Source organism: Bacillus sp. HY001, from assembly GCF_007558965.1.
In the GTDB taxonomy this organism is placed as follows: Bacteria; Bacillota; Bacilli; order Bacillales; family Bacillaceae_G; genus Bacillus_A; species Bacillus_A mobilis.
In genome coordinates this window covers 65,700-87,255 of sequence record NZ_VLTE01000021.1, presented here as the reverse complement: position 1 = coordinate 87,255, position 21,556 = coordinate 65,700, and the positions used below count along the sequence as shown (strand labels likewise).

General features: G+C 37.3%; 18 protein-coding genes. All 18 read left to right on the top strand.

The genetic code is table 11. The features are described from left to right. Nucleotides 1-4 precede the first annotated feature (4 nt). The 18 genes from dxr (at nt 5) to FOT98_RS12170 (ending at nt 21,350) form a co-directional block, all read left to right on the top strand. Nucleotides 5-1,147 carry a 1-deoxy-D-xylulose-5-phosphate reductoisomerase gene (gene dxr / locus FOT98_RS12255; protein ID WP_063260415.1) on the top strand — a complete coding sequence of 381 codons (1,143 nt, stop codon included), beginning with the start codon at nt 5-7 and terminating at the stop codon, nt 1,145-1,147. A 17-nt stretch (nt 1,148-1,164) separates the two neighbouring features. Continuing rightward, nucleotides 1,165-2,421 (top strand): RIP metalloprotease RseP, encoded by a 1,257-nt coding sequence (rseP, locus tag FOT98_RS12250; RefSeq protein ID WP_063260414.1) that lies wholly within the window; start codon nt 1,165-1,167, stop codon nt 2,419-2,421. Nucleotides 2,422-2,530: 109 nt separating this feature from the next. After that, the gene (locus FOT98_RS12245; RefSeq protein WP_063260413.1) at nt 2,531-4,231 is read left to right on the top strand and encodes a proline--tRNA ligase; all 1,701 of its coding nucleotides are present in this window, start codon (nt 2,531-2,533) and stop codon (nt 4,229-4,231) included. 124 nt (nt 4,232-4,355) lie between these two features. Next, on the top strand, nt 4,356-8,657 hold the full coding sequence (locus FOT98_RS12240; protein WP_063260412.1) for a PolC-type DNA polymerase III: 4,302 nt from the start codon (nt 4,356-4,358) through the stop codon (nt 8,655-8,657). Nucleotides 8,658-8,989: 332 nt separating this feature from the next. Continuing rightward, a complete protein-coding gene (gene rimP, locus FOT98_RS12235; RefSeq protein WP_063260411.1) occupies nt 8,990-9,460 on the top strand; it encodes a ribosome maturation factor RimP in 471 nt (156 codons plus the stop codon). Between the two features lie 17 nt (nt 9,461-9,477). Beyond that, nucleotides 9,478-10,584 carry a transcription termination factor NusA gene (nusA, locus tag FOT98_RS12230; RefSeq protein WP_000102596.1) on the top strand — a complete coding sequence of 369 codons (1,107 nt, stop codon included), beginning with the start codon at nt 9,478-9,480 and terminating at the stop codon, nt 10,582-10,584. A gap of 11 nt (nt 10,585-10,595) precedes the next feature. Continuing rightward, nucleotides 10,596-10,868: an RNase P modulator RnpM gene (gene rnpM, locus FOT98_RS12225; RefSeq protein WP_000071127.1), complete on the top strand. Its 273-nt coding sequence runs from the start codon at nt 10,596-10,598 to the stop codon at nt 10,866-10,868. Further along, the gene (locus tag FOT98_RS12220; protein WP_001286520.1) at nt 10,869-11,180 is read left to right on the top strand and encodes a YlxQ family RNA-binding protein; all 312 of its coding nucleotides are present in this window, start codon (nt 10,869-10,871) and stop codon (nt 11,178-11,180) included. It begins immediately after the preceding gene. A 4-nt stretch (nt 11,181-11,184) separates the two neighbouring features. Next, nucleotides 11,185-13,245, top strand: coding sequence for a translation initiation factor IF-2 (gene infB, locus FOT98_RS12215; protein ID WP_061678197.1), 2,061 nt, complete (start codon nt 11,185-11,187; stop codon nt 13,243-13,245). Then, entirely contained in the window at nt 13,242-13,523 is a 282-nt protein-coding gene (locus tag FOT98_RS12210) for a DUF503 domain-containing protein (RefSeq protein ID WP_017151268.1), read from the top strand. The genes infB and FOT98_RS12210 overlap by 4 nt, the downstream gene beginning before the upstream one ends. Before the next feature lie 15 nt (nt 13,524-13,538). Next, nucleotides 13,539-13,895, top strand: a complete 357-nt coding sequence (rbfA, locus tag FOT98_RS12205; RefSeq protein WP_000776444.1) for a 30S ribosome-binding factor RbfA — start codon at nt 13,539-13,541, stop codon at nt 13,893-13,895. Nucleotides 13,896-13,981: 86 nt separating this feature from the next. Continuing rightward, nucleotides 13,982-14,905: a tRNA pseudouridine(55) synthase TruB gene (gene truB, locus FOT98_RS12200; RefSeq protein ID WP_063260410.1), complete on the top strand. Its 924-nt coding sequence runs from the start codon at nt 13,982-13,984 to the stop codon at nt 14,903-14,905. Nucleotides 14,906-14,948: 43 nt separating this feature from the next. Further along, a complete protein-coding gene (ribF, locus tag FOT98_RS12195) occupies nt 14,949-15,920 on the top strand; it encodes a bifunctional riboflavin kinase/FAD synthetase (protein WP_000766716.1) in 972 nt (323 codons plus the stop codon). Nucleotides 15,921-16,020: 100 nt separating this feature from the next. Next, on the top strand, nt 16,021-16,290 hold the full coding sequence (gene rpsO / locus FOT98_RS12190; protein ID WP_001229392.1) for a 30S ribosomal protein S15: 270 nt from the start codon (nt 16,021-16,023) through the stop codon (nt 16,288-16,290). 160 nt (nt 16,291-16,450) lie between these two features. Next, on the top strand, nt 16,451-18,589 hold the full coding sequence (gene pnp / locus FOT98_RS12185; RefSeq protein WP_061678193.1) for a polyribonucleotide nucleotidyltransferase: 2,139 nt from the start codon (nt 16,451-16,453) through the stop codon (nt 18,587-18,589). A 151-nt stretch (nt 18,590-18,740) separates the two neighbouring features. Then, nucleotides 18,741-19,640, top strand: coding sequence for a polysaccharide deacetylase family protein (locus FOT98_RS12180; RefSeq protein ID WP_063260409.1), 900 nt, complete (start codon nt 18,741-18,743; stop codon nt 19,638-19,640). 86 nt (nt 19,641-19,726) lie between these two features. Continuing rightward, nucleotides 19,727-20,968 carry a M16 family metallopeptidase gene (locus FOT98_RS12175; RefSeq protein WP_000593004.1) on the top strand — a complete coding sequence of 414 codons (1,242 nt, stop codon included), beginning with the start codon at nt 19,727-19,729 and terminating at the stop codon, nt 20,966-20,968. A 130-nt stretch (nt 20,969-21,098) separates the two neighbouring features. Next, on the top strand, nt 21,099-21,350 hold the full coding sequence (locus tag FOT98_RS12170) for a YlmC/YmxH family sporulation protein (RefSeq protein ID WP_060631972.1): 252 nt from the start codon (nt 21,099-21,101) through the stop codon (nt 21,348-21,350). Nucleotides 21,351-21,556: the final 206 nt, after the last annotated feature.

Here is a 21,556-nt window from a genome sequence, read left to right as displayed (position 1 = left end):
AGTCATGAAAAACATTAGTTTATTAGGTGCAAGCGGATCAATTGGTACACAAACTTTAGATGTATTACGCTCGCACCCAGACCAATTCCGTCTCGTTGCTTTTTCTGTAGGGAAAAATATTGACTACGCAGTAAAGGTAATTCAAGAATTTTCTCCGCAAATCGTCTCTGTGCAAAGAGAGGAAGATGTTTTAAAATTACAAGCTGTTTCTGGTAATACAAAAATTGTATATGGTAGTGAAGGGCTTTTAGAAGTAGCATTACATCCAGATGCGGAGATTGTAGTAAATGCTGTTGTAGGTAGCGTAGGGTTGTTACCAACACTTCGTGCAATTGAGGCGAAAAAAACAATTGGAATTGCAAATAAAGAAACGTTAGTAACTGCAGGGCATCTTGTAATGGAAGCAGCGCGAAAACATAATGTTTCGTTACTTCCAGTAGATAGTGAACATTCAGCTATTTTTCAATGTTTGAATGGTGAAAATGAAAAAAGAATTTCTCGACTAGTTATTACGGCTTCTGGTGGAAGTTTTCGTGATAAAACGAGAGATGAATTGCATCATGTGACCGTAGAAGATGCGCTTCGACATCCAAACTGGTCAATGGGTTCGAAAATTACAATTGATTCTGCTACAATGATGAATAAGGGGCTAGAAGTAATTGAAGCACATTGGCTTTTTGGTATCCCTTATGAGCAAATCGATGTTGTTTTACATAAAGAAAGTATTATCCATTCTATGGTTGAATTTGAAGATCGTAGTGTAATGGCACAGCTTGGCTCACCTGATATGCGAGTACCAATTCAATACGCACTTACATATCCTGATCGATTGCCTCTTTCAGACACAAAACAGTTAAACTTATGGGAAACAGGAACGTTGCATTTTGAGAAAATGAATCAAGAACGATTCCGTTGCCTACGTTTTGCGTATGAAGCTGGAAAAGCAGGTGGAAGTATGCCAGCTGTAATGAATGCAGCGAATGAAGTAGCTGTTGAAGCTTTTTTACAAAAGAGAATTGGTTTCTTAACAGTGGAAGACCTCATTGAAAAAGCAATGAACCATCACAATGTCATTGCACGTCCGAGCTTAGAGGAAATTCTGGAAATTGATGCAGCCACAAGACGGTTTGTGATGGAACAAATTTAGCAAAGGTGGTTATGGAATTGAATACAGCGATTGCCTTTATATTAATTTTCGGTGCACTCGTATTTTTCCATGAGCTAGGGCATCTATATTTCGCAAAAAGAGCAGGTATTTTATGCCGTGAGTTTGCGATTGGTTTTGGTCCGAAAATATTCTCATTTGAAAAGAATGAAACGGTGTATACGATTCGATTACTGCCCCTTGGCGGCTATGTAAGAATGGCTGGCGAGGATGCAGACACAGTTGAGTTAAAGCCTGGTAAAAAGGTTGGCCTTGTATTAAATGAAAAAGACGAAGTTGCGAAATTAGTTTTTGATGGATATGAAAAGTATCCAAATGTTCGCGTCATTGAAGTCGAACAAGCTGATTTAGAGCATAATTTAACAATTTCGGGCTATGAAGAGTACGAGGAAGAGCTTCAAACATTCCGAGTGAATGAAAAGGCTCGTATCATTACTGCTGGTGAAGAAATTCAAATTGCTCCGTATAATAGGCAGTTCGGCTCCAAGAAATTGGGTCAACGTGCTTTAACAATCTTTGCGGGTCCTGCGATGAACTTCATTTTAGCATTTGTTATTTTTGTGATTCTTGGATTTGTACAAGGTGTTCCCGTTGACAAGCCAATGGTCGGAAAAGTAATGGAGAAAAGTGCAGCACAGCAAGCTGGATTAAAAGAAAATGATACAATTCAAGCAATCGATGGGAAAAACACAAGTACATGGAAAGATGTTGTTTCTATTGTACGTGAAAATCCAAATAAAGAAATTACGTTACAAGTAAAGCGTGATAGTGAACAGTTGAATGTGAAAGTAACGCCAACGCTCGATAAAGAAGGTAAAGAAGAAGTTGGGAGAATTGGTGTTTACTCTCCAGTAGAGAAAACAGTAATGGGTTCTATTAAATCAGGTTTTGAACAAACATACCAATGGACGAAACTAATTTTTGAGTCTCTTGTGAAATTAGTAACTGGTCAATTCTCTATTAATGAGTTGTCAGGTCCAGTAGGAATTTATAATCTAACAGATCAAGTTGTAGATTATGGATTTACACGTGTATTAAGTTTAGCAGCAGTTTTAAGTATTAACCTTGGTTTATTTAATTTACTACCAGTCCCTGCTTTAGACGGTGGACGTTTGTTCTTCTTCTTAATTGAGGCGTTACGAGGGAAACCAATTGACCGCCAAAAAGAAGGCATGGTTCACTTTATTGGTTTTGCATTACTAATGTTACTAATGTTAGTTGTAACTTGGAATGACATTCGTAAGTTTTTCTTGTAAAATAAAGTGAAACTTATAATGAAATAGAGATCGTAGAATAAAATCCCTCACCTAACTCGAGGTGAGGGGTTTTACTGCGTATAAGAGTAAAATGAAGAGGTGCGAATAAATGAAACAAAGTATGGTATTCAGTCCTACATTACGTGAAGTTCCAGCTGATGCGGAGATTAAGAGTCATCAGTTATTACTTCGTGCAGGTTTTATGCGTCAAAATGCTTCAGGTATTTATAGTTTTCTACCATTTGGTTTAAAAGTACTACACAAAGTAGAACGTATTGTTCGAGAAGAAATGGAGCGCGCAGGTGCTGTAGAATTATTAATGCCAGCGATGCAAGCTGCAGAATTATGGCAAGAGTCAGGCCGTTGGTATTCTTACGGATCTGAATTAATGCGTATGAAAGATCGTAACGCTCGTGAATTCGCATTAGGAGCGACACATGAAGAAGTAATTACGGATCTTGTACGTGATGAAGTGAAGTCATATAAAAAATTACCGTTAACATTATACCAAATTCAAACAAAATTCCGTGATGAACAAAGACCTCGTTTCGGTTTATTACGTGGAAGAGAGTTTCTAATGAAAGATGCATACTCTTTCCATGCTACACAAGAGAGCTTAGATGAAGTGTATGATCGTTTATACAAAGCATACTCTAACATTTTTGCTCGTTGTGGCTTGAATTTCCGTGCGGTTATTGCTGACTCTGGAGCAATGGGCGGAAAAGATACACATGAATTTATGGTATTATCTGATGTTGGTGAAGATACAATTGCATACTCTGATACATCTAATTATGCAGCGAACATCGAAATGGCTCCTGTTGTAGCTACGTATACGAAGAGTGACGAAGCAGAAAAAGCACTTGAAAAAGTAGCAACACCGGATCAAAAAGCAATTGAAGAAGTATCTACATTCTTAAACATTGAAGCTGACAAGTGTATTAAGTCTATGGTATTTAAAGTAGATGAGAAATTAGTAGTTGTACTTGTTCGTGGTGATCATGAAGTCAACGATGTAAAAGTGAAAAATGTATACGGTGCTTCAGTTGTTGAGCTTGCTTCTCATGAAGAAGTGAAAGAACTATTACATTGTGAAGTTGGTTCATTAGGACCGATTGGTGTAACAGGTGACATCGAAATTATCGCTGACCATGCTGTAGCATCAATTGTTAACGGATGTTCAGGAGCAAACGAAGAAGGATTCCATTATGTAAATGTAAATCCAGAACGTGACTTTAAAGTAAGTCAATATACAGATTTACGCTTCATTCAAGAAGGAGACCAATCTCCGGACGGAAACGGAACAATTCTTTTCGCACGCGGAATTGAAGTTGGTCATGTATTCAAATTAGGAACACGTTATAGTGAAGCAATGAACGCAACATTCCTAGATGAAAACGGAAAAACACAACCACTTATTATGGGTTGTTACGGTATCGGTGTATCTCGTACAGTGGCAGCAATCGCAGAGCAGTTTAATGATGAGAACGGTTTAGTTTGGCCAAAAGCTGTTGCACCATTCCATGTGCATGTAATTCCAGTAAATATGAAATCTGATGCACAACGTGAAATGGGTGAAAACATCTACAACTCATTACAAGAGCAAGGATATGAAGTATTACTAGATGATCGTGCAGAACGTGCAGGTGTTAAATTTGCAGATGCAGATTTATTCGGCCTTCCAGTTCGTGTGACAGTTGGTAAAAAAGCAGACGAAGGTATTGTAGAAGTGAAAGTACGTGCTACAGCCGAGTCTGAAGAAGTGAAAGTAGAAGAACTTCAAACATATATTGCAAATATTTTAAAATAAGAAGAGGTACCTCGCAATGAGGTACCTTCTCTTTCTTTGTAAACGTATTTTGTAAAAGAAGAAGGGAGAAATCTTTCTTTGTAGTACGTTTCAATTTATAATAGCAAATGGAAGGAGAGTGCTTATGTCTTTAACAAATGAACAACAAGAGCGATTTCAAATTTTGCTCCAGCAGTTGCAAATACCAGATGACCTTATAAATCAATATTTACAAGGCGGTGGTATTGAAAGACTCGTTATTGATAAAGCGAATAAAAGTTGGCATTTTAATTTACAAGTGCCACGTATTTTGCCTACAGAATTATATGAATTGCTAGAAACAAAGCTTAAGCAATCATTTTCTCATATTGCAAGAACAACATTTGCATTAGAAGCAGAGAATAAACAATTTACAGAAGAAGAAGTGAGGGCGTATTGGCCGCTTTGTACGGAACGAATTACATTTTCACCTATGTTTGCTTACTTAAAGAAGCAGCTTCCGCAGGTGAATGGAGTGAAGTTGCTAATAAATGTGAATAACGAGCTGGAATCTACCGCTTTAAAGAAAAACGTTGCGAAACCAGTAGGAGATCAATACGAAGCTTTTGGATTCCCGCGTTTTCAGTTAGACACACATATACAGCAAAATACAGAAGAAATGCAAAAGTTTCGTGAGCAAACGCAGCAAGAAGACCGTGAACGTGTTATACAAGCTATGGAAGAAATGGCGAAGAAGCAAGCGGAAGAAAGTAGCGTTGTGCATGAAGGACCGGTTGTGCTTGGGTATCTTATTAAGCCAGATGAAGAGATTACACCGATGCGAGAAATTCAAGATGAAGAAAGAAGAAAAACAGTTCAAGGGTATGTCTTCCATGTAGAAACGAAAGAGCTTCGTAGTGGCCGTACGTTATTAACTTTAAAAATAACAGATTATACGGATTCAATTATGATCAAAATGTTCTCACGTGATAAAGAAGATATTCCTATGCTGCAATCCTTGAAAAAAGGAATGTGGGTGAAAGCGCGTGGTTCTGTTCAAAATGATACGTTTGTTCGAGATTTAGTAATGATTGCAAATGATATTAATGAAATAACAGGACCATCTCGTAAAGATAAAGCGCCAGAAGGTGAAAAACGTGTAGAGCTGCATCTTCACACACCGATGAGCCAAATGGACGCTGTTACTCCTGTTTCTCGACTTGTTGCTCAAGCAGGTAAATGGGGACATGAGGCAATTGCTGTTACAGACCATGCTGTTGCGCAGTCTTTCCCAGAGGCATATTCTGCGGGAAAAAAGGCTGGGGTTAAAGTTATATATGGTGTAGAAGCGAATTTAGTTAATGATGGTGTACCAATTGCATATAACGAAGCGCATCGTTTACTTGCAGAGGAAACGTATGTTGTTTTTGACGTTGAGACGACAGGTTTATCAGCTGTATATGATACTGTTATCGAGTTAGCGGCTGTAAAAGTAAAAGGCGGCGAAATTATTGACCGCTTTGAATCTTTCGCAAATCCGCATCAACCATTATCTGCGACGATTATTGAATTAACAGGTATTACAGATGATATGTTAACGGATGCACCAGAAGTGGACGAAGTGTTTAAAAAGTTTGAAGAATGGATGGGCGACCATACACTTGTTGCGCATAACGCAAGTTTTGATATGGGCTTTATTAACGTAGGTTTTAAAAAGGCTGGACTAGAAAAAACGAATAATCCTGTTATTGATACGTTAGAACTTGCAAGATTCTTATTCCCAGAAATGAAAAACCATCGATTAAATACGATGTGTAAAAAGCTTGATATTGAATTAACGCAACATCACCGTGCGATTTATGATACAGAAGCAACGGGATACTTACTTGTGAAAATGTTAAAAGATGTGATTGAAAAGGGATTTGAATATCACGATCAATTAAATGATAGCATGGGGCAAGGGGATGCGTATAAGCGTGGACGTCCAAGTCATATGACGTTACTTGCCACATCAGATGTAGGATTGAAAAATTTATATAAACTTGTTTCCTATTCTCACCTAAATTACTTTTACCGAGTACCACGAGTACCAAGGTCACTATTAAAAAAATATCGCGAAGGAATTTTAGTAGGAACGGCTTGTGATAAAGGTGAAGTGTTTGAGGCGATGATGCAAAAAGCGCCTGAAGAGGTAGAAGAAATTGCGCAGTTCTATGATTACATTGAAGTAATGCCTCCAGAGGTGTTACGTCATTTAGTAGAGCGTGAACTTGTTCGAGATGAGGGACAGTTAAAAACAATTATTTCTAATTTAGTAAAACTTGGTGAGACGTTAGATAAACCAGTTGTTGCTACAGGAAACGTGCATTATTTAGATCCAGAGGATGGAATGTATCGCAAAATTTTAGTTAGTTCGCAGGGCGGAGCCAATCCGTTAAACCGACATTCATTACCGCCTGTACATTTCCGTACAACGGATGAAATGTTAGAGTGTTTTTCATTCTTAGGTGAAGACGTTGCGAAAGAAATTGTTGTAACGAATACACAAAAGGTTGCATCATTAATTGGTGATGTTCATCCAGTAAAAGATGATCTATATACACCGAAAATTGAGGGTGCAGATGATGAAACGCGTGATATGAGTTATAAAATGGCGCGTAGCATTTATGGTGAAGAGTTACCTGAAATTGTAGAAGCACGTTTAGAAAAAGAATTAAAAAGTATTATTGGGCATGGATTCGCCGTAATTTATTTAATTTCACATAAGCTTGTGAAAAAATCGTTAGTAGACGGATATCTAGTAGGTTCGCGTGGATCGGTAGGTTCTTCATTCGTTGCAACGATGATGGAAATTACAGAAGTAAACCCATTACCACCACACTATGTATGTCCGAAGTGTAAGCAATCAGAATTCTTTAATGATGGTTCTGTAGGTTCTGGTTTTGACTTGCCGGATAAAGAATGTCCTGCATGTAATGTTCCATACGTGAAAGATGGACATGATATTCCGTTCGAAACGTTCCTTGGATTTAAAGGAGATAAGGTACCCGATATCGATTTGAACTTCTCCGGGGAATACCAGCCACGTGCCCATAACTATACGAAAGTACTGTTTGGTGAAGATTATGTATACCGTGCGGGTACAATAGGTACAGTTGCGGAAAAAACCGCTTATGGGTATGTAAAAGGTTATGCAAATGATCATAACTTAACGATTCGAAATGCAGAGATTGACCGTTTAGTATCAGGATGTACCGGTGTAAAACGTACGACTGGACAGCATCCAGGTGGTATTATAGTTGTGCCAGATTACATGGATATTTTTGATTTTTCACCAATTCAGTTCCCGGCAGATTCAATAGGTGCTGAGTGGAGAACGACACACTTTGATTTCCACTCGATTCATGATAACTTATTGAAACTTGATATACTAGGACACGATGATCCAACTGTTATTCGTATGTTACAAGATTTAAGCGGTATTGATCCGAAAACAATCCCAACAGACGATCCGGAAGTAATGAAAATTTTCTCAGGACCTGAATCGTTAGGTGTAACGGAAGAACAAATTAACTGTAAAACAGGTACACTTGGTATACCAGAGTTTGGTACGAAATTCGTAAGGCAGATGTTAGAAGAGACGAAGCCTACGACATTCTCTGAGTTAGTCCAAATTTCAGGACTATCGCATGGTACGGATGTATGGCTTGGTAATGCAAACGAGTTAATTTATAACGGTACATGTACGCTGAGTGAAGTTATCGGTTGTCGTGATGACATCATGGTATATTTAATCTATCAAGGTTTAGACCCATCATTAGCCTTCAAAATCATGGAGTCGGTTCGTAAAGGTAAAGGTGTACCAGAAGAATGGGAAGAGGACATGAAAAGTAATAATGTACCGGGTTGGTATATTGATTCATGTAAGAAGATCAAGTACATGTTCCCTAAAGCCCATGCGGCTGCTTACGTACTTATGGCTGTACGTATTGCATATTTTAAAGTGCATTTCGCGCTTTTATTCTATGCGGCATACTTTACAGTTCGTGCAGATGACTTTGACGTAGAGGCGATGGCGAAAGGCTCAGCATCTATACGTGTGAAAATTGATGAAATTGCACAAAAAGGTTTGGATGCAGCGCCGAAAGAGAAAAGTTTATTAACGGTACTAGAAATGACACTTGAAATGTGTGAGCGTGGATACTCATTCCAAAAGGTTGATTTATACCGTTCGCATGCAACAGAATTTATTATTGATGGGGATTCTTTAATTCCTCCATTTAATGCAGTGCCTGGACTTGGTACAAACGCAGCTTTAAGTATTGTAGAAGCACGCAAAAATGGAGATTTCTTATCAAAAGAAGATTTACAGCAGCGCAGTAAGGTTTCGAAAACAATTATTGAGTATTTAGATAGTCAAGGTTGCTTAGGCGATCTACCTGATCAAAACCAGTTATCACTGTTCTAGTAGGTAGGAAAAGTCTTTGCAAATCAACATTTGCTATGGTATACTATTAACCGAGATAACCATGTCATGTATATTGTGTAAAAAAAAGAGTGGGGAAACCCACTCTTTCGTGTTACTATCTACGTTTTATTGATGTGGAGAGGTAAGAAATTTCTGTCGTATATACATATTTTGTTACAAGTTTTACTTCTTAAATTTGGTAATACTAAGACAGATATTCCCTGCTTAACGGCAGGGGCTTTTGTTAGCTAACGAGAAAGAATAAGATAAACCGTTTTATGGACGGAGTCTTTTCTTGTAAATGGTACATGGCGGCAGGAAGGAGGCTGTTTATGGATAAGAAAGTCACAGAAGTTGTAGAAGCATTTGCGCAGCCAATCGTTGAAGAGTTAAATCTTGAACTTGTAGATGTAGAGTATGTGAAAGAAGGACAAGACTGGTTCTTACGCGTATTCATCGATTCTGATAAAGGAGTCGACATTGAAGAATGCGGTGCGGTAAGTGAACGTTTAAGCGAAGCTTTAGATAAAGAGGATCCAATTCCTCATCTTTACTTTTTGGATGTATCATCTCCTGGAGCGGAACGCCCATTAAAGAAAGAGAAAGACTTCCAGCAAGCGGTAGGAAAACAAGTGGCAATTAAAACATATGAGCCGATTGATGGTGAAAAAATGTTTGAAGGAAAACTACTTTCCTACGATGGTACTACAATTACACTATTATTAACAATTAAAACACGTAAAAAAGAAATCCAAATTTCAATGGACAAAGTTGCAAATGCGCGACTTGCTGTTACGTTTTAGTTAGAAGGGGGATCTTCATGAGCACTGAGTTGTTAGATGCCTTGCTCGTATTAGAGTCAGAAAAAGGAATTAGCAAAGATATTATTATTGATGCGATTGAAGCAGCGTTAATCTCTGCTTATAAACGCAATTTTAACCAAGCACAAAACGTTCGTGTGAGCTTTAACCCAGAAGTGGGAACAATTCAAGTATTAGCACGTAAAGACGTTGTTGATAATGTGTTTGATCCACGTCTTGAAATTTCTGTTGAAGAAGCAAGACAAATTAATCCAAACTATCAAGATGGTGACGTACTAGAAATTGAAGTAACACCAAAAGATTTCGGTCGTATTGCAGCACAAACTGCAAAACAGGTTGTAACACAACGAGTGCGTGAAGCAGAGCGTGGTGTTATTTACTCTGAGTTTAGTGACCGTGAAGAAGATATTATGGTAGGTATCGTACAACGTCAAGATGCTCGTTTCATCTATGTAAGCTTAGGGAAAGTAGAAGCTTTATTACCTGTAAGTGAGCAAATGCCAAACGAACAGTACAAACCACATGATCGTATTCGTGTATTCATTACGAAAGTAGAAAAAACAACAAAAGGACCACAAATTTACGTATCACGTACACATCCTGGTCTTTTAAAACGTTTATTCGAAATGGAAGTTCCTGAAATTTATGATGGAACTGTTGAAATTCGTTCTGTAGCACGTGAAGCAGGCGATCGTTCTAAAATTTCTGTACATGCAGAGAACATTGATGTTGATCCAGTAGGTTCTTGTGTAGGACCAAAAGGACAACGTGTACAACGCATTGTAGACGAACTAAAAGGCGAAAAGATTGACATCGTTCGCTGGTCAAATGATCCAGTAGAATATGTTGCAAATGCTTTAAGCCCATCACAAGTTGTTAAAGTACTTGTAGATGAAGAAGAAAAAGCAACAACTGTTGTTGTTCCAGACCACCAACTGTCATTAGCTATTGGTAAGCGTGGACAAAATGCACGTCTTGCAGCTAAATTAACAGGTTGGAAAATTGATATTAAGAGTGAGTCTGATGCGAAACAACTTGGTATTGTAACAGAAGAAGATAGCGTAATCGCATTCGGATTCGATTCAGTTGAAGACGAAATCGAATAGAGGTGATGAGTATGAGCAATCGAAAAGTTCCGTTACGAAAATGTGTTGCAACGCAAGAAATGAAATCAAAACGAGAGCTCGTTCGCATTGTTCGTTCCAAAGAGGGAGAAGTGTCCATTGATTTAACTGGAAAGAAATCAGGACGAGGTGCTTATTTATCAAAAGATAAAGAAAGCATTCTTCAAGCCCAAAAGAAAAATGTTTTGGAACATCATCTAAAAGCGAAAATCGACGGTTCTCTATACGAAGAGCTTCTTGAGCTTGTTGAGAAGGAGTCGAAATAAGTGTCCGATTGGAAATCGTTTTTAGGACTAGCAAACCGGGCTCGGAAAATTATTTCGGGTGAAGAACTTGTTTTAAAAGAAGTACGAAGTGGCAAAGCAAAGCTTGTATTGCTATCTGAAGATGCGTCAGCAAATACTACAAAACGCATCATGGATAAAACGACGTATTACAACGTACCAATGAGAAAGGTCGAAAATCGACAACAATTAGGGCATGCGATTGGGAGAGATGAGCGAGTCGTTGTAGCTGTGTTAGATGAAGGCTTTGCGAAAAAGCTGCGTAGCATGCTCGATACAAATTACCGGGGGTGAAGGTATGAGTAAAATTCGAGTGCATGAATATGCAAAACAACATAATATCTCAAGTAAAGATCTTATGACAAAACTAAAAGAAATGAATATCGAGGTTTCGAATCATATGACAATGTTAGAAGATGAAGTAGTAAATAAATTAGATAATGCGTATCAAACTGAAAAACCTTCTGTTGCAGATGAGTTTGAAGTAGAAGAAAAAGTTGTTCGTAGTAAAAAGAACAGCAATAAGAAAAAGAAAAAAGGCAAAGGAAATGAAGACAAACGTCAAGATAACTTTGCTGGAAGACAACAAACACAAACTGTAGAAACACCAGATAAAATTACTTTCTCTGGAAGTCTTACAGTAGGTGAGCTTGCTAAAAAATTAAGCAAAGAGCCGTCTGAAATTATTAAGAAGCTCTTTATGCTTGGAATTATGGCAACAATTAACCAAGACTTAGATAAAGATACAATTGAATTAATTGCTACTGATTATGGTATTGAAGTAGAAGAAGAAGTAGTTGTAAGCGAGACTGAATTCGAAACATTCATCGATGAGCAAGACGATGAAGAGAACTTAAAAGAACGTCCAGCTGTAGTTACAATTATGGGACACGTTGACCATGGTAAAACAACTTTACTTGACTCTATCCGTAATTCAAAAGTAACTGCAGGCGAAGCAGGTGGAATTACTCAGCATATTGGTGCATACCAAGTTGAAGTAAATGACAAGAAGATTACATTCTTAGATACGCCTGGTCACGCGGCATTTACAACGATGCGTGCTCGTGGTGCGCAAGTAACAGATATTACAATCCTTGTTGTTGCAGCTGATGACGGTGTTATGCCTCAAACAGTTGAAGCGATTAGCCATGCGAAAGCAGCTGGAGTACCAATTATTGTAGCTGTGAATAAAATGGATAAACCAGCGGCAAATCCTGATCGTGTAATGCAAGAATTAACAGAATATGAATTAGTTCCAGAAGCTTGGGGTGGAGATACAATTTTCGTACCAATTTCTGCAATTCAAGGTGAAGGAATTGACAACTTATTAGAAATGATTCTTCTTGTAAGTGAAGTTGAAGAATATAAAGCAAATCCAAACCGCTATGCAACTGGTACTGTAATTGAAGCACAGCTTGATAAAGGTAAAGGAACTATCGCGACATTACTTGTTCAAAACGGTACACTTCGAGTTGGAGATCCAATCGTTGTTGGTACTTCATTCGGACGTGTTCGTGCAATGGTAAGTGACATTGGTCGTCGTGTAAAAGTTGCTGGACCATCAACTCCTGTTGAAATTACAGGTTTAAACGAAGTACCACAAGCGGGAGATCGTTTCATGGCATTCGCTGATGAGAAGAAAGCTCGTCAAATCGGTGAATCACGTGCACAAGAAGCGTTACTTGCTCAACGTGGTGAGAAATCTAAATTAAGCCTTGAAGATTTATTCCAACAAATCCAAGAGGGCGATGTAAAAGAAATTAACTTAATTGTGAAAGCAGACGTACAAGGTTCTGTAGAAGCAATGGCAGCGTCACTTCGTAAAATTGATGTTGAAGGTGTTAAAGTTAAAATTATCCATACAGGCGTAGGTGCGATCACAGAATCTGATATCATTTTAGCTTCTGCATCTAATGCAATTGTAATTGGATTTAACGTACGCCCTGATGTGAATGCGAAGCGTACAGCTGAATTAGAGAATGTTGATGTTCGTTTACACCGTATTATCTATAAAGTAATCGAAGAAATCGAATCAGCAATGCAAGGTATGCTGGATCCAGAATTCGAAGAAAAAGTAATCGGTCAAGCGGAAGTACGCCAAACATTCAAAGTAACAAAAGTTGGAACAATCGCAGGTTGTTACGTAATTGACGGTAAAATTACACGTGATAGTGGCGTGCGTATTATCCGTGATGGCGTAGTAATTTTCGAAGGACAACTTGATACGTTAAAACGTTTCAAAGACGACGTAAAAGAAGTTGCACAAAACTATGAGTGTGGTATTACAATTGAGAGATATAATGATCTTAAAGAAGGGGACATCATTGAAGCGTACATTATGGAAGAAGTGAAGCGATGATTATCGCTTCACTCTCATTCGAGTGTATGATTTACGATGTGCATTCTTTAAAAGAGAAACGAGCAATTTTACAACGGGTGCTAACTCGTGTGAAGCAGCGCTATAATGTAGCTGTTTCAGAAGTAGGGCATCAAGATGTATGGCAACGTACAGAAATTGCAATTGTTTCTGTATCCTCTAATCGTGTTGTTTGTGAAAAAGAAATGAATCGTGTACTCGAGTACATCGATTCATTTCCTGAAATTGAACGTACAATAACACAATTGGAATGGTATTGAATGAGGTGAAGAGTTATGAAATTACGTGCAAACCGTGTAGGCGAGCAAATGAAAAAAGAATTAGGCGACATCATCAGTCGTAAAATTAAAGATCCACGTGTCGGATTTGTTACAGTAACAGATGTACAAGTGAGTGGGGATTTACAAATTGCTACAGTATATATTTCTGTTTTAGGTGATGAAGAACAGAAAGAAAGTACATTAAAAGGTTTAGCGAAAGCAAAAGGCTTCATTCGTTCAGAAATTGGCCAACGTATTCGTCTTCGCAAAACACCGGAAATTTCCTTTGAATTTGATGAGTCTATCGGATATGGTCATCGAATTGATACACTTTTACATCAAATTAATAAAGACGATAAACGTGAAGAATAATGGATAGACATTTGTCTATCCATTTTTTCAATGCAAAATAAATTTTGGATAATTACTATGAAAGAATTATGATGAGGTGAACATATATGGAAGGTGTAGTATTATTACATAAGCCAAAAGGCATGACATCACATGATTGTGTATTTAAATTAAGAAAGATATTGCGTGAGAAACGAATTGGTCATACAGGAACATTAGATCCAGATGTAACAGGAGTATTACCTATTTGTGTGGGACGAGCAACGAAGATTGCACAATTTTTAACAAGTGAGACGAAAACATATGAAGGTGAAGTAACACTTGGATTTTCAACAACAACTGAAGATGCTTCTGGTGAAGTTGTTGAAACGAAACATGTAGATCGCGTTATTACTCGTAAGGAAGTAGAAGGGGCTCTTGCTGCATTAACAGGTACGATTGAACAAATGCCTCCGATGTTTTCGGCTGTAAAAGTTAACGGGAAAAAATTATATGAATATGCAAGAGCAGGACAAGAAGTTGAGCGTCCAGTTCGTACAATTACAATTCATGAATTTGTATTACTAGATGACCGTGAAGTGTTTGAGGGGGAAAATATTTCATTCCGTTTCCGTGTAACGTGTAGTAAAGGAACATATGTAAGAACGTTAGCAGTAATGATTGGTGAAAAACTTGGTTTTCCATCACATATGTCTCACCTTGTAAGAACAGCTTCTGGAGAATTTTTATTAGAAGATTGCATATCATTTGAAGAAATTGAAGAAAACGTGCAAAATGGAACAGTAGAGTCTATCTTCATTTCAATTGATGAAGCATTAAGTAAGTTCCCGAAAATTGTTGTAGATGAAAAGCAAGCAGAGAAAATAAAGAATGGTATGTTCTTAAAAAATGAATTGCAAATAACAGCACCATTTATAACAGTGTTTGATAAAAATGATCGCTGCCTTGCAATTTTTGAGCACCATCCAAAACACCCTGGTATGCTAAAGCCGATGAAAGTACTTGTGAATAATCAAGAACTAAAGCTATAATGAATTATTGGAAGGATTATTACAGAAAAAGGTGAATTCAAGCGTGAAACTTATTCATTTAACTCATCCACATGAACAAAATAAATTAGAATTACCACCGACTGTAATGGCATTAGGATTTTTTGATGGCATTCATTTAGGACATCAATGTGTAATTCGAACTGCGAAACAAATAGCGGATGAACGGGGATATAAAAGTGCAGTTATGACATTTTATCCGCACCCATCTGTTGTTTTAGGGAAAAAGGAAGCCCATGCGGAGTATATTACACCCATGTGTGATAAAGAAAAAATAGTCGAAAACTTAGGGATCGATATATTATATGTTATTAAATTTGATGAATCGTTTGCAGGCTTATTGCCACAACAATTTGTAGATGATTATATTATTGGTTTAAATGTAAAGCATGTAGTAGCAGGGTTTGATTATTCATATGGACGTTTAGGAAAAGGAAAGATGGAGACTTTACCATTTCATGCAAGAGGGGAGTTTACACAGACTGTGATTGAAAAAGTTGAATTTCAAGAAGAGAAAGTAAGTTCTACAGCATTACGAAAGTTAATTCGAAATGGCGAAATGGAACAAATTCCATCTATTTTAGGTAGAGCATATACAGTAGGGGGAACGGTTGTACACGGTGATAAACGTGGACGTCAAATTGGTTTTCCTACAGCAAATGTAGGTTTAAGTGATGAGTATCTATTGCCACCTGTAGGTGTTTATGCAGTGAGATTAAAGGTTCACGATGAATGGTACGATGGTGTATGTAATATTGGATATAAACCAACTTTTAAAGAAGATGAGCGTCAATTATCTATTGAAGTGCACTTATTTGAATTTAACAAAGACATATATGATCAAAATGTTACAGTAGAGTGGCATATGCGTATAAGAGAAGAGAAGAAATTCAATGGCATCGATGAGTTAGTTGAACAAATCGCAAAAGATAAGAAAACAGCACAAGAATATTTTGCGAACGAAAAGAATATACTTGCTTTTTCAAATGAAAAGTAGTATTCTATGTTATGTACTTTATGACAACCATTGCTTGGCATTGCGACTCACCGACGCTTGCTAGGTAATTGGGGGTTTAATTAATAGGAGGTGAAATAGGATGGCTTTAACACAAGAGCGTAAAAATGAAATCATTGCACAATTTAGAACTCATGAGACTGATACTGGTTCTCCAGAGGTTCAAATTGCTGTCCTAACGGAGCAAATTAACACTCTAAACGAGCACTTACGTACTCACAAGAAAGATCATCATTCACGTCGTGGTCTATTAAAGATGGTTGGTAAACGTCGTAACTTACTAACTTACCTTCGTAATAGCGATATCACACGTTACCGTGAATTAATCACAAAGCTTGGCTTACGTCGATAGTCAAAGAAGCGGGAATATTCCCGCTTTTTTGTTAGGTAAAAATATATCTTCTACCCTTTATAGCTTACTTCATTTTCGGTAATACTAGAGGTAGAATATTGTGATATACTATCCATTTACATAGAAGAATTGAATACTTTAAATTGAGAGGGGTACTTAAATGAGTCAAGAAAAGCAAGTCTTCTCGATAGATTTAGCTGGTCGCCAGCTAACAGTTGAAACAAGTCAGCTTGCGAAGCAAGCGAACGGAGCAGTATTAGTAAGATATGGCGATACAGCGGTTCTATCTACAGCAACTGCATCAAAAGAACCAAAAAATGTAGATTTCTTCCCACTTACAGTAAACTATGAAGAGCGTTTATATGCAGTCGGAAAAATTCCTGGCGGTTTCATTAAACGTGAAGGTCGTCCAAGTGAAAAAGCAATTTTGGCAAGTCGTTTAATCGACCGTCCAATTCGTCCACTTTTCGCAGATGGTTTCCGTAACGAAGTACAAGTTGTCAGCATTGTAATGAGTGTTGATCAAGATTGTTCTTCTGAAATGGCAGCTATGCTTGGTTCTTCATTAGCGTTATCGATTTCAGATATTCCATTTGAAGGTCCAATTGCGGGTGCAACAGTTGGTCGTATTAACGGCGAATTCGTTATTAATCCAACAGTAGAACAGCAAGAGCAAAGTGATATTCACCTTGTTGTAGCTGGTACGAAAGATGCAATTAACATGGTTGAAGCAGGAGCAGATCAAGTGCCTGAAGAAACGATGTTAGAAGCAATTATGTTTGGACATGACGAAATTAAACGTCTAATTGCATTCCAAGAAGAGATTGTACAAGCTGTAGGTAAAGAGAAATCAGAAGTGAAACTTTATGAAGTGGACGCTGATCTTAATCAAGCTGTACGTGAAATGTCTGAGAAGGATATGCATTCTGCAATTCAAGTACATGAGAAACATGCACGTGAAGATGCAATTAACGAAGTGAAAAAGCGTGTAATTGAGCATTACGAAGCGCAAGAAGCTGACGCTGATACATTAGGACAAGTAAATGAGATTTTATATAAAATTGTAAAAGAAGAAGTACGTCGTCTTATTACAGTTGAAAAAATCCGCCCAGATGGCCGTAAAGGTGACGAAATCCGTCCATTAGCATCAGAGGTTGGCATTTTATCTCGTACACACGGTTCTGGTTTATTCACACGTGGACAAACACAAGCATTAAGTATTTGTACATTAGGTGCATTAGGCGATGTGCAAATTTTAGATGGTCTTGGTGTAGAAGAATCAAAACGCTTCATGCACCATTACAACTTCCCATCATTTAGTGTTGGTGAAACAAGACCGATGCGTGGACCAGGTCGTCGTGAAATTGGTCACGGTGCACTAGGAGAACGTGCTCTTGAACCTGTAATTCCATCTGAAAAAGATTTCCCATATACAGTACGTCTTGTATCTGAAGTTTTAGAATCAAATGGTTCTACTTCACAAGCAAGTATTTGTGGTAGTACTTTAGCAATGATGGATGCTGGTGTTCCACTTAAAGCTCCAGTTGCAGGTATTGCAATGGGTCTAGTTAAAACTGGTGAGCATTACACAATTTTATCTGATATTCAAGGTATGGAAGATCATTTAGGTGATATGGACTTTAAAGTAGCAGGTACAGCAAAAGGTGTTACTGCACTACAAATGGACATTAAAATCGATGGTCTATCTCGTGAAATTTTAGAAGAGGCATTACAACAAGCGAAAGTTGGTCGTGTGCACATTCTAAATCATATGTTATCTGTTATTGGAGAGCCACGTACTGAATTATCAGCTTACGCTCCAAAGATTATTACAATGACAATTAACCCAGATAAAATCCGTGACGTTATTGGGCCGAGCGGTAAACAAATCAATAAAATTATTGAAGAAACTGGCGTTAAAATTGATATCGAGCAAGATGGTACAGTATTCATTTCTTCAATAAATCAAGAAATGAATGACAAAGCTAAGAAAATTATCGAAGATATCGTTCGCGAAGTACAAGTAGGTGAAATCTACGAAGGAAAAGTGAAACGTGTTGAGAAATTCGGTGCTTTCGTTGAACTATTCAGCGGTAAAGATGGATTAGTTCACATTTCTGAACTTGCACTTGAGCGTGTAGGTAAAGTAGAAGACGTTGTGAAGATCGGTGATGTAATTACAGTTAAAGTTATCGAGATTGACAAGCAAGGTCGTGTGAATCTATCTAGAAAAGTATTGCTAAAAGAAGAGCAAGAAAAAGAAGCTGCTAAAGAAGAAAACAAACAAGAGCAGCAATAAGTAAAAGCCAGTTGAACTGGCTTTTTTTGTTATGTAAAAAATATGATTTATATATATTTTTATGTCAGTTTAGGTATAGTTTTCATTATAACGCTCAAATTAACAAAGATAAGAAGAAAAAGGTATTTATATAGTTAATGGGAGGGTTTATATGAAAGCTCGTATATTGGCATACATATGTATATTTTTTTTATATGTCAGTGTAGGCTCTTATTCCGTTTTTGCACAGGATAACTTGTATGAAGAAATTCAAAAACATGCAAAACAATATGAGATTGCACCACAAAATGCGATGATTGATAAAATATGGAAAGCAACACCGGGATATAATGGAAGACAAGTTGATATCGAAGCATCTTATAATAATATGAAGAAGCTAAAGGAATTTGATCAAAAAAATCTTGAATTCAAGGAAGTATCCCCAAGTGTTCACTTAAAAGATTTATCACCAGCTCCAATTTATAGGGGACATCCAAATAAAAAGATGGTGGGATTAACAATAAATGTGGCATGGGGAAACGAGTATTTGCCGCGTATATTAGAGATATTGAAAAAACATGATGTGAAGGCGACTTTCTTTTTAGAAGGACGCTGGGTGAAAGAAAATTTGCGATTTGCAAAAATGATTGTCGATGCAAATCAAGAAGTTGGAAATCATTCTTATACACACCCTAATATGAAAACGCTATCGTCTGATGAAATACGAGATCAGTTACTAAAAACAAATCGAATGATTGAAGTTGCAACGAATCAAAAGGTGAGATGGTTTGCCCCGCCGAGTGGAAGTTTTCGGGATGAAGTCGTGAAAATTGCTGATGATTTCCAAATGGGAACGATCATGTGGACTGTCGATACAATTGATTGGAAACGACCTGATCCAGATGTACTATTGCAGAGAGTAATGAGAAAAATACATCCAGGTGCTATCGTATTAATGCATCCAACTTCATCTACAGCAGAAGCATTAGATACAATGATTACAAAATTGAAGGAACAAGGATATCGAGTAGGGAATATAACAGAATTACTGGATGAAAAACGTGTGGATTAAATACATTTGCATGACATTCATCCTTAAACTTGTTATCATTAAATAATAGCACTTATTTAGAGAAACTGGCAGTAGGAGGAAAGTTTTTGATTAAAAAATATACTTGTAAAAATGGTGTAAGAATCGTTATGGAGAATATACCAACCGTAAGATCGGTTGCGATTGGTATTTGGATTCATGCGGGGTCAAGAAATGAAAATGAAAAAAATAATGGGGTTTCTCACTTTTTAGAGCATATGTTCTTTAAAGGGACAGAAACACGTAGTGCACGCGAAATTGCAGAATCATTTGATAGCATTGGTGGGCAAGTGAATGCTTTTACTTCAAAAGAATACACTTGTTACTATGCAAAAGTGCTAGATGAGCATGCTAAATATGCTTTAGATGTACTAGCAGATATGTTCTTCAATTCAACATTTGATGAGGAAGAACTGAAAAAAGAGAAGAATGTCGTATGTGAAGAAATTAAAATGTACGAAGATGCTCCAGATGATATTGTACATGATATGTTAACGAAAGCAACATATGAAACGCATCCGCTTGGATATCCTATTTTAGGAACTGAAGAAACGCTTGATACGTTTACAGGTGATACACTACGCCAATATATAAAAGATCATTACACACCTGAAAATGTCGTTGTTTCAGTTGCAGGAAATATTGATGAAGCCTTTTTACAAACGGTAGAGCAATATTTCGGTAGTTATGAAGGAACAACAAACCGTGAACAAGTACATAGCCCAATTTTCCATTTTAATAAGGTAGCACGTAAAAAGGAAACAGAACAAGCTCATTTATGTTTAGGATATAAAGGCTTACAAATGGGACACGAAGATATTTATAACTTAATTGTATTAAATAACGTTTTAGGCGGTAGTATGAGTAGCCGTTTATTCCAAGAAGTACGTGAGCAACGCGGGTTAGCCTACTCAGTATTTTCTTACCATTCTTCTTATGAAGATACAGGTATGTTAACGCTGTATGGTGGAACAGGTAGCCAACAATTAGATACACTGTATGACACAATGCAGGAAACATTAGAAACATTGAAAAATACAGGTATTACAGAAAAAGAGCTTATTAATAGTAAAGAGCAATTAAAAGGAAACTTAATGTTAAGCTTAGAAAGTACGAATAGCCGTATGAGCCGCAATGGTAAGAATGAATTGCTACTTCGTAAGCATCGTTCACTTGATGAGATTATTGAAAGTGTAAACACTGTAACGAAAGCAAATGTTGATGAGTTAATTCGTAACATGTTTACAGATGAATTCTCTGCAGCATTAATTAGTCCAGATGGAAAACTTCCAAAAGGAATAAAACTATAATTGCTTTATATAAAGTATGTAAAAATAACCGTATCTCTTTTAAATGAGATACGGTTATTTTTTTTGGAAATACAGAATAGGTACTAATTATAGATAACTTACATTCATAACTTCTGTAGGGGGAGAGCGTATGCGATTAAGTGAATTAAGCGGTAAAGAGATCGTAAATTTAGAAAGAGCCGAAAAAATGGGGGTTCTAGGTTATGTGGATTTAGAAATTGATGAGAAGGATGGTCAAATACAGGCTCTTATCATACCTGCTGGGAAATGGGGAGGCTTTAAAAAGGAACCACAAGAAGTAAGAGTCACGTGGAGCCAAATTAAGAAAGTAGGGCATGATATGATCCTTTGTGATATTACAGATCGTCCAAATTCGAAGTGAAAGATGGCCATTTTGGTCATCTTTTTTTTGCACATTCCCCGCAGAGTATTAGCTCACATGAATCGAGCTTTTACGGGCAATCAATTTCCTACATAATGTCCTCTCATATGCGGAATTTTGAGGGGAGGTCTTTCTGCATACAAAGAGCGGGATCAATCATGTGTGCTTTTTGTTTTTCAATCACCTAAAACCCGTACATTACATAT

Bases quoted from the DNA above. Each gene is read 5' to 3' on its own strand.
- truB (WP_063260410.1), top strand. From the start codon at position 13,982: ATGGAAGGTGTAGTATTATTACATAAGCCAAAAGGCATGACATCACAT.
- FOT98_RS12170 (WP_060631972.1), top strand. From the start codon at position 21,099: ATGCGATTAAGTGAATTAAGCGGTAAAGAGATCGTAAATTTAGAAAGA.
- FOT98_RS12180 (WP_063260409.1), top strand. From the start codon at position 18,741: ATGAAAGCTCGTATATTGGCATACATATGTATATTTTTTTTATATGTC.
- FOT98_RS12245 (WP_063260413.1), top strand. From the start codon at position 2,531: ATGAAACAAAGTATGGTATTCAGTCCTACATTACGTGAAGTTCCAGCT.
- rpsO (WP_001229392.1), top strand. From the start codon at position 16,021: ATGGCTTTAACACAAGAGCGTAAAAATGAAATCATTGCACAATTTAGA.
- FOT98_RS12210 (WP_017151268.1), top strand. From the start codon at position 13,242: ATGATTATCGCTTCACTCTCATTCGAGTGTATGATTTACGATGTGCAT.
- pnp (WP_061678193.1), top strand. From the start codon at position 16,451: ATGAGTCAAGAAAAGCAAGTCTTCTCGATAGATTTAGCTGGTCGCCAG.
- FOT98_RS12240 (WP_063260412.1), top strand. From the start codon at position 4,356: ATGTCTTTAACAAATGAACAACAAGAGCGATTTCAAATTTTGCTCCAG.
- rimP (WP_063260411.1), top strand. From the start codon at position 8,990: ATGGATAAGAAAGTCACAGAAGTTGTAGAAGCATTTGCGCAGCCAATC.
- rnpM (WP_000071127.1), top strand. From the start codon at position 10,596: ATGAGCAATCGAAAAGTTCCGTTACGAAAATGTGTTGCAACGCAAGAA.
- dxr (WP_063260415.1), top strand. From the start codon at position 5: ATGAAAAACATTAGTTTATTAGGTGCAAGCGGATCAATTGGTACACAA.
- nusA (WP_000102596.1), top strand. From the start codon at position 9,478: ATGAGCACTGAGTTGTTAGATGCCTTGCTCGTATTAGAGTCAGAAAAA.
- infB (WP_061678197.1), top strand. From the start codon at position 11,185: ATGAGTAAAATTCGAGTGCATGAATATGCAAAACAACATAATATCTCA.
- rbfA (WP_000776444.1), top strand. From the start codon at position 13,539: ATGAAATTACGTGCAAACCGTGTAGGCGAGCAAATGAAAAAAGAATTA.